Source organism: Comamonas sp. Tr-654 (assembly GCF_011752915.1).
Lineage (GTDB): Bacteria > Pseudomonadota > Gammaproteobacteria > Burkholderiales > Burkholderiaceae_C > Comamonas.
Map to the genome: position 1 here is coordinate 1,143,263 of NZ_VWWQ01000001.1, position 12,087 is coordinate 1,155,349.

Annotated in this window: 10 protein-coding genes and 5 tRNA genes; 12 read left to right on the top strand and 3 right to left on the bottom strand. The window is 60.7% G+C overall.

Annotated elements, in window-relative coordinates:
- Positions 1-78 precede the first annotated feature (78 nt).
- Positions 79-1,398, bottom strand: coding sequence for a hemolysin family protein (locus F3J24_RS05255; RefSeq protein WP_167003250.1), 1,320 nt, complete (start codon positions 1,396-1,398; stop codon positions 79-81).
- 285 nt (positions 1,399-1,683) lie between these two features.
- Between F3J24_RS05255 and F3J24_RS05260 the strand changes: the two genes are divergently transcribed.
- From F3J24_RS05260 to F3J24_RS05290, 7 genes are all read left to right on the top strand, one after another.
- Positions 1,684-3,468, top strand: a complete 1,785-nt coding sequence (locus tag F3J24_RS05260; RefSeq protein WP_167003252.1) for a nitrite/sulfite reductase — start codon at positions 1,684-1,686, stop codon at positions 3,466-3,468.
- A gap of 24 nt (positions 3,469-3,492) precedes the next feature.
- Positions 3,493-3,879 (top strand): DUF934 domain-containing protein, encoded by a 387-nt coding sequence (locus F3J24_RS05265; RefSeq protein ID WP_167003255.1) that lies wholly within the window; start codon positions 3,493-3,495, stop codon positions 3,877-3,879.
- Positions 3,876-4,523, top strand: a complete 648-nt coding sequence (locus F3J24_RS05270; RefSeq protein ID WP_167003257.1) for a phosphoadenosine phosphosulfate reductase family protein — start codon at positions 3,876-3,878, stop codon at positions 4,521-4,523. Before F3J24_RS05265 ends, F3J24_RS05270 begins: the two co-directional genes overlap by 4 nt.
- Positions 4,524-4,585: 62 nt before the next feature.
- Positions 4,586-5,518, top strand: coding sequence for a sulfate adenylyltransferase subunit CysD (gene cysD / locus F3J24_RS05275; RefSeq protein WP_043004100.1), 933 nt, complete (start codon positions 4,586-4,588; stop codon positions 5,516-5,518).
- A gap of 138 nt (positions 5,519-5,656) precedes the next feature.
- Positions 5,657-7,030, top strand: a complete 1,374-nt coding sequence (locus tag F3J24_RS05280) for a sulfate adenylyltransferase subunit 1 (protein WP_167003259.1) — start codon at positions 5,657-5,659, stop codon at positions 7,028-7,030.
- 144 nt (positions 7,031-7,174) lie between these two features.
- Complete coding sequence (gene fdxA, locus F3J24_RS05285) at positions 7,175-7,504, top strand: ferredoxin FdxA (protein WP_003053491.1); 330 nt, start codon at positions 7,175-7,177, stop codon at positions 7,502-7,504.
- A 36-nt stretch (positions 7,505-7,540) separates the two neighbouring features.
- A complete protein-coding gene (locus F3J24_RS05290; RefSeq protein WP_167003261.1) occupies positions 7,541-8,611 on the top strand; it encodes an NAD(P)/FAD-dependent oxidoreductase in 1,071 nt (356 codons plus the stop codon).
- Between the two features lie 141 nt (positions 8,612-8,752).
- On the opposite strand, the gene F3J24_RS05295 is transcribed toward F3J24_RS05290, so the two are convergent.
- The gene (locus tag F3J24_RS05295; protein ID WP_167003262.1) at positions 8,753-10,243 is read right to left on the bottom strand and encodes a nucleobase:cation symporter-2 family protein; all 1,491 of its coding nucleotides are present in this window, start codon (positions 10,241-10,243) and stop codon (positions 8,753-8,755) included.
- Between the two features lie 528 nt (positions 10,244-10,771).
- On the bottom strand, positions 10,772-11,311 hold the full coding sequence (def, locus tag F3J24_RS05300; protein ID WP_167003264.1) for a peptide deformylase: 540 nt from the start codon (positions 11,309-11,311) through the stop codon (positions 10,772-10,774).
- Positions 11,312-11,493: 182 nt separating this feature from the next.
- On the opposite strand from def, the gene F3J24_RS05305 reads away from it, so the two are divergent.
- From F3J24_RS05305 to F3J24_RS05325, 5 genes are all read left to right on the top strand, one after another.
- Positions 11,494-11,569 (top strand) — tRNA-Asn (locus F3J24_RS05305).
- 45 nt (positions 11,570-11,614) lie between these two features.
- Positions 11,615-11,690, top strand: a tRNA-Asn gene (locus tag F3J24_RS05310).
- A 47-nt stretch (positions 11,691-11,737) separates the two neighbouring features.
- Positions 11,738-11,813, top strand: a tRNA-Asn gene (locus tag F3J24_RS05315).
- A 46-nt stretch (positions 11,814-11,859) separates the two neighbouring features.
- Positions 11,860-11,935, top strand: a tRNA-Asn gene (locus F3J24_RS05320).
- Positions 11,936-11,981: 46 nt separating this feature from the next.
- Positions 11,982-12,057 (top strand) — tRNA-Asn (locus tag F3J24_RS05325).
- The last annotated feature ends 30 nt before the right edge of the window (positions 12,058-12,087 follow it).

Genomic DNA, 12,087 nt, shown 5'->3' on the forward strand with positions numbered 1-12,087 from the left:
GCTCGCAAAAAAATAGCACGCAACGCTTTACAGACAAGCGCTGCGTGCTGTTTTTAGCCTGGCTTTGCAGGCCCGGGCTTATTCGCTGCCCAACGAGGCCACGGTGACCAGTGGCTCCAGCCGGGTCGCCAGTACCTTATCCAGCGTCTTGCCGTCCATATCCACGACTTCAAAACGCCAGTCTTCCCACTCCACCACATCGGCCTCGGCGGGCACGCGGCCCAGCAGCAGCATGATCATGCCGCTCAGGGTGTGATAGCGACCGCGCTCTTCCTCAGGCACGGCATGCAGGCTCAGCCGGTCCTTGAGTTCGGGCACGGGAATATGGCCGTCCAGCAACCAGCTGCCGTCTTCGCGCTGCACGGCCCAACTGGTCTCGGGGTCACGCGGCTGGAATTCGCCGGTAATCGCCTCGATCAGATCCTGCAGCGTCACGATGCCCTGCACTTCGCCGTACTCGTCGATCACAAAGGCCATATGCAGATCGGAGGTGCGGAAGTTGTCCAGCAGCTCCATGCCGGTAATGGTCTCGGGCACATAGAGGGCCGCCTGCAGAGGCTGGTCCTTGAGCGCTTGCTGACTCTTGTTGCGCAGGGCCTGCGCCAGCCACTGGCGAGCATTGAGCACGCCCACGATATTGTTCATATCGCCGCGTACGACCGGGAAGCGCGCGTGATCGGCCTCCTCAAGGCGGGCCAGAGTCTCGTCCAGGCTCTCGTCGATATCTAGGCAGATGACATCGCTGCGCGGCACCATGAGCGAGCCGATCTGGCGATCGTCCAGGCGGAACACATTGCGCACCATGGTGTGCTCCTGCGACTCGATCACGCCTGCCGTATGGCCTTCCACCAAAATGGCCTGGATTTCCTCTTCGGTCACCACGCTGCCATTGCTCTCCTTGACGCCCAGGATCTTGAGCAGGGCGCGCGTCGATGCCGACAACAGCCAGACAAAAGGCTTGGTGGCCAGGGCCAGAAAGTTGATGGGGCGCGAAATCAGGCGCGCCAGGGCCTCGGGATGGGTCTGACCCAGGCGCTTGGGAACCAACTCACCGACCACGATGGAGAAATAGGTGATCAGCACCACCACCAGGCCGGTGGAGACATAGCCTGCGGTCTTGGCCTGCATGCCGGACTCGGTCATCCAGACGGCCAGAGGGCCGGCCAGGGCGGCTTCGCCCACGATACCGTTGAGCACGCCGATGGAGGTGATACCGATCTGGATGGTGGAGAGGAAGCGCGTCGGGTCCTCTCCCAGTTTGATAGCAGCTGCAGCGCCGCTGTCGCCCTCATCCACCAGTTTCTGCATGCGGCTCTTGCGGGCGGTGACCAGCGCGATTTCCGACATGGCGAACACGCCGTTCAGACAGATGAGAGCGAAAAGTATGGCTATTTCCATAGTCAGGCACCCGCTTTCAATCCAGGCGCCTCAATCATTGAACAAGCCCCGATTCTAGAGAATGCGCGGCGCAGGGCCGCTCACAAAATGCAAGCGCGCAGAAAGGAAATTCACCGAGGCACCCTGTTCGACCTGTGAACCAGCCCTCTCACATATTCAATCGGATATATATGAAGCACTAAATAATCGTTTGTTTTTATATAAAGCCTCTCTACAGTTCAGTCCAACGATCCAAGTGCAATGCCGCCCGCGGCAGGGCATACGCTCCACGGAAGAACTGAAGACATGTATCAATACACCGATTTCGACAAAGCGTTCGTCAAGCAACGCGCCGACCAGTTCCGTGACCAGCTCCAGCGCTGGCAGGCAGGCAAGCTCACGGAAGACGACTTCCGCCCGCTGCGTCTGCAAAACGGCTGGTATGTGCAGCGCTATGCGCCCATGCTGCGTGTGGCCGTGCCTTACGGTGAAATCAATTCCGCCCAGATCCGCGTACTGGCCAGGGTGGCGCGCGAGTATGACGAGCCCGAGGCCGAAGTCTTCAAACAGGCCCTGGAAGGCCAGGGCAAGCTGGGCACCACCTATCTGCCCAAGAACTGCGCCCACTTCACCACGCGCACCAATGTGCAGTTCAACTGGATTCCGCTGAGCAAGTCTGCCGATGTCATGGACCTGCTGGCCTCCGTGAACCTGCACGGCATCCAGACCAGCGGCAACTGCATCCGCAACACCACCACCGATGCACTGGCCGGTATCGCACCCGACGAGATCATCGACCCCCGCCCCTACGCAGAAATCCTGCGCCAGTGGACCACGCTGCACCCTGAGTTCGCGTTTCTGCCGCGCAAGTTCAAGATCGCCATCACCGGCGCCAGCGAAGACCGCGCCGCCACGGGCTGGCATGACGTGGGCCTGCACATGGTCAAGAACGAAGCCGGCGAAATCGGCTTCAAGGTCTTCGTGGGCGGCGGCATGGGCCGCACCCCCGTGATCGGCACCGTGATCCGCGAGTTCCTGCCCTGGAACCAGATCATGAATTACATCGAGGCCATCGTCCGCGTCTACAACGAGCTGGGCCGCCGCGACAACAAGTACAAGGCGCGCATCAAGATTCTGGTCAAGGCCGAAGGCCAGGCCTATATCGATGCCGTGGAAGAGGAATTCCGCCAGATCGTCGACGTGGATGGAGGCCCTCACACCGTGCCCCAGGCCGAGTTCGATCGCGTGTCTGCCATGTTCACCACGCCCGCTCTGCCGGTGGTGTCCGATGCCGCAGGCGACGAGCAGGCCCTGGTCGAGCAGACTGCCAAGGAACCCGCTTTTGCACGCTGGATTGCCCGCAACGTCCACGCCCACCGCGTGGCCGGTCTGCGCGCTGTGACCCTGTCCTTCAAGCGTGTGGGCCAAGCCCCCGGCGATGCACAAAGCGAACAGCTCGACGCACTGGCCCATCTGGTGGACAAGTTCTCCGCCGGTGAAGCCCGCGTGACGCACGACCAGAACGTGATGCTGCCTTGGGTACAGGTGGGCCAGCTGCATGCACTGTGGACCGAGGCCAAGGCCCTGGGTCTGGCCAGCACCAATGTGGCCCTGCTCACCGACATGATCGCCTGCCCCGGCGGCGACTTTTGCGCGCTGGCCAACGCCCGCAGCCTGCCGATTGCCGACGCCATCACGGCCCGCTACCAGGACCTGGACGAACTCGACGACATCGGCGAGATTGATCTGCATATCAGCGGTTGCATCAACAGCTGCGGCCACCACCACAGCGGCCATATCGGCATTCTGGGCGTGGATAAGGACGGCAAGGAGTGGTACCAGGTCACGCTGGGCGGCTCCGACGGCTCGACCCTGTCCGGCCAAGCCGTGGCCGGCAAGGTCATCGGCCCCTCGTTCAGCGCAGCCGAAATCCCCGATGTGATCGAAGCCGTGCTCAGCACCTACCGCGACCTGCGCCAGCCTGGAGAGCACTTCATCGACGCCGTGCGCCGCATCGGCCTGGACCCCTTCAAGGAAGCCGGCAAGGGCGCCCGCCACCCTGTGGAAGCCGAAGAAGAAGCGCTGGCCTGAAGCCATAAGAACAAGGATAGAGTCATGAAAATTCTGGCAAGCAACGAATACCAGGCCCCCACCGAAAGCACCGGCAATGTGCTGGTGCTGGCCAATGACGTGAACGCTCTCGAAGCCAATCTGGACGGCATCACGCAGGTGGATCTGCATTTCCCCAACTTCACCGATGGCCGTGCCTTCAGCCAGGCCTATCTGCTGCGTCGCCGCCTGAAGTTTGCGGGCGACATCCGCGCCACCGGCGATGTGCTGATCGACCAGCTGGTTCAGATGGAGCGCACAGGCTTCAGCAGCGCCGTGCTGCGCGAAGGCGTGGACGCCGCCGATGCCCAGCGCCAGTTCGAGCGCTTTGGCGGGTTCTACCAGGCCGATGCCGTGCACACCCAGCCTCATTTCGCCGAGGTGCAAGCATGAGCCAGCTCGCCCCCGTAAGCACCCTCGACCTGGATCTGGCAACAATCAATGCCGAGCTGGGCCGAGACGCCCAGGCACTGGTGGACTGGGCCGTGGGCCTGGGTCAATCCACCATAGTTACCACCAACTTCCGTCCCTTCGAGGCGGTGATCCTGCACATGGTGACGCGCGCCAACCCCGACTTGCCCGTGGTCTGGATGGACAATGGCTACAACACCGAAGCCACCTATCAGTTTGCCGATGCGGTGACCAAGCAGCTGGGGCTCAAGCTCAAGATCTACCTGCCGCTGCGCTCGCGCGCCCACCGCGAGGCCGTGGAAGGTGCCACACCGGCACTGGACGATCCGCGCCATGCGGCCTTCACCGAAGAGGTGAAGCTGGAGCCCTTTGCCCGCGCCCTGCGCGAAACCGCACCCAAGGTCTGGTTCACCGCCCTGCGCGCCACCGACACCGCCGTGCGTGCGCAGATGGACCCCGTGAGCATCAACCCCGACGGTCTGATCAAGGTTGCGCCGCTGCTGCACTGGTCGTCCAAGGAGCTGTACGAATACTGCGAAAAGCACGGCCTGCCCAACAACTTTGACTATGTGGACCCCACCAAGGGCGAAGACAACCGCGAGTGCGGCCTCCACATTGCCCACTAAAAAATAGCAACCAGCGCTTGCTACATATGCGCTAGAGAACTGTTTCGCTTGAAAGTGTATTTATGAACGCCCGTGTGGATACTTCCGTGTTGAGCCATCTCAGCAATCGCCACCTGGATGCGCTGGAAGAAGAAACCATCTTCATCCTGCGCGAAGTGGCCGCCGCTTTTGAACGCCCCACCCTGCTGTTTTCGGGCGGTAAGGATTCGCTGGTCATGCTGCGCTGCGCCGAAAAGGCCTTTGGCGCAGGCCGCATTCCCTATCCTCTGCTGATGATCGACACCGGCCACAACTTCCCCGAAGTGACCGATTTCCGCGACCAGCGCGCCAAGGAACTGGGCGCCGAGCTCATCGTGCGCAGCGTGGAAGACTCGATGGCGCGCGGCACCGTGCGCCTGGCCCACCCCGGCGAATCGCGCAATGTGCACCAGTCCGTGACGCTGCTGGAGGCGATTGACGAGTTCCGCTTCGACGCCCTGATCGGCGGCGCGCGCCGCGACGAGGAAAAGGCCCGCGCCAAGGAACGCATCTTCAGCCACCGCGACAGCTTCGGCCAGTGGCAACCCAAGGCCCAGCGCCCCGAGCTGTGGACGCTGTTCAACACCCGCATTGCGCAGGGCGAGCATTTCCGCGTCTTCCCCATCAGCAACTGGACCGAGCTGGATGTGTGGCAATACATCGCCCGCGAGAACATTGCCCTGCCATCGATCTACTACACCCACAAGCGCGATGTGGTGGAGCGCAAAGGGCTGCTGGTACCCGTGACCGAGCTGACGCCTCCCAGGGACGGCGAAGAAGTGGTGGTGCGCGATGTGCGTTTCCGCACCGTGGGCGATATCACCTGCACCTGCCCCGTGGAAAGCACGGCAGCAACGGCCGAGGACATCGTGATCGAAACCCTGGCTGCCGAGGTCAGCGAACGTGGCGCGACGCGCATGGATGACAAGACCAGCGAAGCGTCCATGGAAAAGCGCAAGAAAGACGGTTACTTCTAAGGCTCCCCCTGAGCGGCTGCGCCGCTTCCCCCTCTCTCGCTTCGCTGCGCTTGCGGGAGGGGGACGACGCCATTGCCGCAAGACGGCTCTTGCTTGGCGTCTTTGAGTTGGGACATGCCTGTTTGAGGAAAGAATGCGATGACTGAAACTATTAATTCCATAGCTGCTAGCGCAAGCCCATCAAGCGTTGCAGACCAATTTGATGCACATACCAGCAGTGCACTGCGCTTTATAACCTGCGGCTCGGTCGATGACGGCAAGAGCACGCTGATCGGCCGCCTGCTGGTGGACACCCGCGCCGTGCTGCAGGACCAGCTGGCCGGCGTCACCAAGTCCGGCGAAACCGATCTGGCCCTGCTGACCGACGGCCTGGCCGCCGAACGCGAGCAAGGCATCACGATCGATGTGGCCTACCGCTACTTCGCCACCGAGTCGCGCAAGTTCATCATTGGCGATGCACCCGGTCACGAGCAATACACCCGCAATATGGTGACGGCCGCATCGAGCGCCGATGCCGCCGTGGTGCTGGTCGATGCCACCAAGCTGGACTGGAAGAATGCCGATCTGGAGCTGCTGCCCCAGACCCGCCGTCACAGCCTGCTGGCCCATCTGCTGCGCGTGAACTCACTGGTGTTTGCCGTCAACAAGCTCGACGCCGTGCAGGACCCGGCCCTGGCCTTTGCCCATATCAGCGCCGCACTGCAGAAGTTCACGGCCTCCGCAGACATCAAGATCACGGCCACCGTGCCTGTGTCCGCGCTCAAGGGCTACAACGTGGTCAACAGCGCCGACGGCTGGGCCGGCTACCAAGGCCCCAGCCTGCTGCAGCTGCTGGAGCAACTGCCCAACACGCCCACCGACAGCGATCTGGCATTGGCCTTCCCCGTGCAGTGGGTGGAAAAGTTCTCCTCCTCGTCCGACACCAGCCAGGGCCGCCGCGTGTTCTGGGGCCGTGTCGCCACGGGCCTGGCCCAGGTCGGTGCCCAGGTGCAGATTCTGCCCAGCGGCCAGCTCGCCACCGTGGCCCAGGTCATAGATCACGCCCGCGCCCCCAAGGAAGTGGCCGCCGGCCTGTCCGCCGGCATCACGCTGGATCGCGAAGTCGACGTATCGCGCGGCGACTGGATCATTGCTGCGCCTGTGCAAGCAGAAGTGGCCGACGATGACTTCGATGCCCCTGCTGCCACAAGCCCCTGGCCCAGCAGCCGCGAAATCACTGCCACCGTGGCCTGGATGGACAACGAGCCCCTGGTGCCCGGCCGTGTCTACTGGGCGCTGCATGGTCACCGCTGGGTCAAGGCCAAGGCCCGCCGCCTGGTGCACCGTCTCAACATCAACACGCTGGACAAGGAAGATGCCCAGCAGCTCGAAGCCAACGCCATAGGCCAGGTGGAACTGGTGCTGCAGGAAGCGATTCCGGCGGCCCCCTTCACCCAGGCTCGCCAGCTGGGCTCGCTGATTCTGGTGGACACTGCCAGCAACGCAACAGCCGGTGCTGCGCTGGTGAACTGAAGCCAATGAAGACAAGGCCGCAACGGCGATCTGACTGTCAAACCAGATCTCCATACGGCCTTATCCAGCCAGGCACTGGCGCTGCGCGGGAAAAAACCTAAAATCACGGGGTTTACCAATCCCCACCCAAGAAGAAGATTCTCAATGACTCACGTCGTTACCGAAAACTGCATCAAGTGCAAGTACACCGATTGCGTGGACGTTTGCCCCGTGGACTGCTTCCGTGAAGGCCCCAACTTTCTGGTGATCGACCCCGATGAATGCATTGACTGCGCCGTCTGCATTCCTGAATGCCCGGCCAATGCCATCTTTGCCGAAGAAGATGTGCCTGCCGATCAACTGGCCTTCATCAAGCTGAACGTGGACCTGTCCCAGCTCAAGAGCTGGAAGAGCATCACCAAGCGCAAGGCCTCGCTGCCCGACGCCGACGAGTGGAATGGCAAGCCGAACAAAGTGGATTTGCTGGAGCGCTGAGCCAGTCAGCGCCTGGACTGCGCTACGCTTGCCGGCATGAGCCTGTCCAACGCAACGACCAACGCTTTCCTCACTCAACAACAACCCGCCGTGGAAACCGACGCCATCATCATTGGCGCAGGTCCGGCGGGTTTGTTTCAGGCCTTCCAGCTCGGCCTTCAGGGCATTCAAACCCATCTGATCGATGCCCTGCCCCATGTCGGCGGCCAGTGCAGCCAGCTCTACGCGCACAAGCCCATCTACGATATTCCCGGTATTCCCGTCTGCACGGGCTTGGAGTTGGTGCAACTGCTGGAAAAGCAGATCGCGCCCATGCAGGTGACACGTCACCTGTCCCAGCAAGTGCAGAGCCTGCAGAGCCTTGAGGACGGGCGCTGGCAGCTCGGCACCACGGCTGGAGCCGTCTTTCACACACGCACCGTTTTCATCGCCGCAGGCGTCGGCGCCTTTGTTCCCAAGGCACTCAAGGCGCCGGGAGTGGATGGACTAGAACCAGGCCAGCTGCACTATCACCCGCAGCAACGGGACATGGCTGCAGGCCGCCAGACGCTGATCTATGGCGGCGATGAGGAAGCCGTGGCCGCAGCCATTGCGTGCACCGCCAATGCAGCCAGAACCGTTCTCATGCACCGCCGTGACAGCTTCAATGCCGAGCCTGCGCAACTGGCGCAGCTGCAGCAGCTACGCGAATCTAGCGCCGTCGAAGTGCTGATTGGCCAGATCACCGAAGTGCGGCACGACAATGGCCGGCTGCAGGCCGTGCAATGGATGGATGGCGAAGGCGATGAACATATGCTGCCCGTCGAGCAGTTGCTGGTTTATCAGGGCATCTCGCCCAAGCTGGGCCCCTTGACGGATTGGGGCTTGGCGCTGGAACGCAAGCAGCTGGCGGTGGATCCGGCAACGCTTGCCACCAGTGCCCCGGGAATCTATGCCATCGGCGACATCGTCAGCTACAGCGGCAAGAAGCGGCTGATCCTCTGCGCCTTTCATGAGGCCACCATGGCCGCGTTCGCTGCCGCCGAATATCTGCAGGGCAGCAAGCCTTTGCTGGAATACACGACGACCAGCGCACGCCTGCATGCCATCCTGGGCGTGTCGCACTGAAGCGCTTGCGGCGCATTTCCCGCACTCTCGAGACAGCGCCACTTTTCAGACAGGCATAAAAAAACCGCTATCCCTCGTATGCGGGATAGCGGTGTAAATCACGACGGGGTCAGACCCCACCGCGCGCACTTTGATCTCTAGTCAATGGCCATGTGCCGGCTTGACCGGAATGATGGGCACTTCCTTGCCTTCCTTGTCGTAGACCTTGCCACCTTCGACGCGGTCGCCATCGGCAAGGGCTTCCAGCACATGCTGGCTCAGGGCACGGCCATAGCCGGCTTCAAAGACGGAAGGCTGATCGGAATTGCCTTGCTTGAAGTGGTTGTAGAGCAGGTTCAGAGTCACTGCAACCAGAGCAGTTGCGCTGATGCCCGAGTGGAAAATCGTGGCAAACCATGCAGGGAACTGGTCATAGAACTTGGGAGCCACTACCGGCAGCAGACCCGCGCTCACCGAGGTGGCAACAATGATCAGATTCATATTGTTGTTGTATTCCACCTTGGCCAGAGTACGGATGCCGCTGGCAGCCACGGTACCGAACAGCACCAGGCCGGCGCCGCCCAGCACGGAGGGAGGCACGCAGGCCACGATACGGCCCATCACCGGCAGCACGCCAAACACGATCAGGATCAGGCCGGAGAAAGCCACCACAAAGCGGCTCTTGATGCCAGTCACGGCCACCAGACCCACGTTCTGGGCAAAAGCGCTTTGCGTGAAACCGCCGAAGATGGGAGCCACGATGCTGGACAGCATGTCGGCGCGCAGACCGTCACCGAGACGACGACCGTCCACGGGGCTGTCCACGATTTCGCCCACGGCCAACACATCGGCCGAGGTCTCCACCAGGATCACCAGAATCACGATGAACATGGAGATGGTGGCCGCCATGTCAAAAGTGGGCCAGCCGAAATGCAAAGGCGTGGGCACCGCAAAGATGGGGCCGTTGAACACCTGCGAAAAATCAGCCTTGCCGATGAACACGGCCGTGATGGTGCCCACCACGATCGACACCAGAATCGACAGGCGCGACAGCATGGCATTGCCCAGCTTACTGAACAGCAGCACCATGAACAGCGACAGCCCGGCCAGACCGATATTGCCCATGCTGCCGTAATCAGCCGACTTGGCATTGCCGCCCATGGCCCAATGCGCGGCCACAGGCATCAGCGACATGCCGATCACCGTGATCACGCAGCCATTGACCAGCGGCGGGAAGAATTTGGTGATGCGCGAAAAAACTGGCGCAATGATCAGGCCCAGTACTGAGGCGTACATGACAGCGCCCAGCACGCCCTGCATGCCGCCGCCGGTATGCAGAATGCTGACCATGGTGGCCACGCCTGCGAATGAAACGCCTTGAACCAGAGGCAGGCGGCAGCCGAAGAACGGGATGCCCAGGGTCTGCAGCAAGGTTGCCACACCACCCATGAACAGGCAGGCGGTCACCAGCAGGCCGGCATCGGCAGCGGACATGCCAGCCGCTTCGGCCACGATCAGAGGCACTGCCACTATGCCGCCGTACATGGTTAACACATGTTGCAAGCCATACATGAGGTTGGCGGTGACGCCAAGATTCTCATCTTCGGGGCGCTTGACGGTCGCATCCCTGGATGCTCCGGTCTGATCGTTCATCTTTGTCTCCTAAATTACCAACTCACCAAGGCTCTTGAGGCCTTTTGCTCTGTCCAGTCGACTTGCAGCGACTGCCCATGGCAGCGATCTGTTTTCCGATCGCCCCAGCGAGGCCTTGTGCTGCAGCCAGTCGCTCTTCTGCGAGAGCGATCCGACCTATAGAAAAGAGCAAACCACTCTTTCATTCACCCAAGTCAGTCTTTCAATCTCCTCTGATTGCATGACATCCGCCGGACGGACTATTCCATTGCGCAATCAAAGCCATACCCTGAAGGGCATGAGTCGAGACTGTACGTCGCCAGGACACTAAAATTGTCTACAGTTTTGTATACAAAGTGCTGACCAGAACCTTTCCAAAGCTCAAAAGCAGGCCAGTTGCCTGCTGTTGAGCGCTAAAAATTGACTTAAGTCATGGACACCCGGACCTCAAGACCCGGCAAGAAACAAAAAGATGCAAGCTCCACTCTCATGGAGGCTTGCACCTGATGTAAGTCAGAGAAGGAATCAAGAGCGCCTGTCCGCTCAGGCTCAGTCGTCTTCGGCCTGCGCGATGCCGGGAAACAGCACATCGGTAAAGCCGAACTGGCTGAAATCGCTCACGCGCATCGGATAGAGCTTGCCCCAGAGGTGATCACACTCATGCTGAACCACGCGCGCGTGGAAGCCATCGACCGTGCGGTCGATCGGATCGCCATAGAGGTCAAAGCCGGTATAGCGAACCTTGCTCCAGCGCGGCACCATGGCTCGCAGGCCGGGCACGGACAGGCAACCTTCCCAATCCAGCTGCTCCTCTTCACCGATTGGGGTGATGACAGGATTGATCAGCACGGTGCGGGGAACTATGGGTGCATCGGGGTAGCGAGGGTTGGGCTCGCCCGAGCCGAACACCACCATCTGCAGATCCTCACCGATCTGCGGCGCAGCCAGACCTGCGCCGTTGGCGGCATGCATGGTGTCCAGCAAATCCTTGAGCAACAGATGCAGCTCATCGGTATCAAATTCAGTCACCGGCTTGGCAAGCCGCAACAGACGGGGATCACCCATCTTCAAAATGGCACGTACGGTCATGGATCAATATAGCGCGCAGCAGCCACCGGGCCACCGCACTGTTTCATTCTTCAAAAGCATAGCGTCAACCCCAATCCACCTGAACCCTGCGACCTGTTTGGGGCATCAGGCACAGAGAATTTGATGAAATTGTGATGAACTTCCTGCGAGCCTATTTTTACACCCTATAATCTAGGTCTTCTTCCTCAATAGCTCAGTCGGTAGAGCGCCGGACTGTTAATCCGTAGGTCCCTGGTTCGAGCCCAGGTTGAGGAGCCAAGAATTTCGATGCTTTGCGGATATCAAAGCATCAAACCGACATATTCCTCAATAGCTCAGTCGGTAGAGCGCCGGACTGTTAATCCGTAGGTCCCTGGTTCGAGCCCAGGTTGAGGAGCCAAAATTCAATTGCCTTGCAATCGTTCAAGGCATGTCACACCGACACATTCCTCAATAGCTCAGTCGGTAGAGCGCCGGACTGTTAATCCGTAGGTCCCTGGTTCGAGCCCAGGTTGAGGAGCCAAATTCAATCGCCTTGCAATCGTTCAAGGCATGTCACACCGACACATTCCTCAATAGCTCAGTCGGTAGAGCGCCGGACTGTTAATCCGTAGGTCCCTGGTTCGAGCCCAGGTTGAGGAGCCAAAGTTCAATCGCCTTGCAATCGTTCAAGGCAGTCACACCGACATATTCCTCAATAGCTCAGTCGGTAGAGCGCCGGACTGTTAATCCGTAGGTCCCTGGTTCGAGCCCAGGTTGAGGAGCCATCAAAAAGCCTGTATGCACGCATACAGGCT

Excerpts from the sequence above, each read along its gene's own strand:
- F3J24_RS05255 (WP_167003250.1), bottom strand. The coding sequence starts at position 1,398 with ATGGAAATAGCCATACTTTTCGCTCTCATCTGTCTGAACGGCGTGTTC.
- F3J24_RS05260 (WP_167003252.1), top strand. The coding sequence starts at position 1,684 with ATGTATCAATACACCGATTTCGACAAAGCGTTCGTCAAGCAACGCGCC.
- F3J24_RS05265 (WP_167003255.1), top strand. The coding sequence starts at position 3,493 with ATGAAAATTCTGGCAAGCAACGAATACCAGGCCCCCACCGAAAGCACC.
- F3J24_RS05270 (WP_167003257.1), top strand. The coding sequence starts at position 3,876 with ATGAGCCAGCTCGCCCCCGTAAGCACCCTCGACCTGGATCTGGCAACA.
- cysD (WP_043004100.1), top strand. The coding sequence starts at position 4,586 with ATGAACGCCCGTGTGGATACTTCCGTGTTGAGCCATCTCAGCAATCGC.
- F3J24_RS05280 (WP_167003259.1), top strand. The coding sequence starts at position 5,657 with ATGACTGAAACTATTAATTCCATAGCTGCTAGCGCAAGCCCATCAAGC.
- fdxA (WP_003053491.1), top strand. The coding sequence starts at position 7,175 with ATGACTCACGTCGTTACCGAAAACTGCATCAAGTGCAAGTACACCGAT.
- F3J24_RS05290 (WP_167003261.1), top strand. The coding sequence starts at position 7,541 with ATGAGCCTGTCCAACGCAACGACCAACGCTTTCCTCACTCAACAACAA.
- F3J24_RS05295 (WP_167003262.1), bottom strand. The coding sequence starts at position 10,243 with ATGAACGATCAGACCGGAGCATCCAGGGATGCGACCGTCAAGCGCCCC.
- def (WP_167003264.1), bottom strand. The coding sequence starts at position 11,311 with ATGACCGTACGTGCCATTTTGAAGATGGGTGATCCCCGTCTGTTGCGG.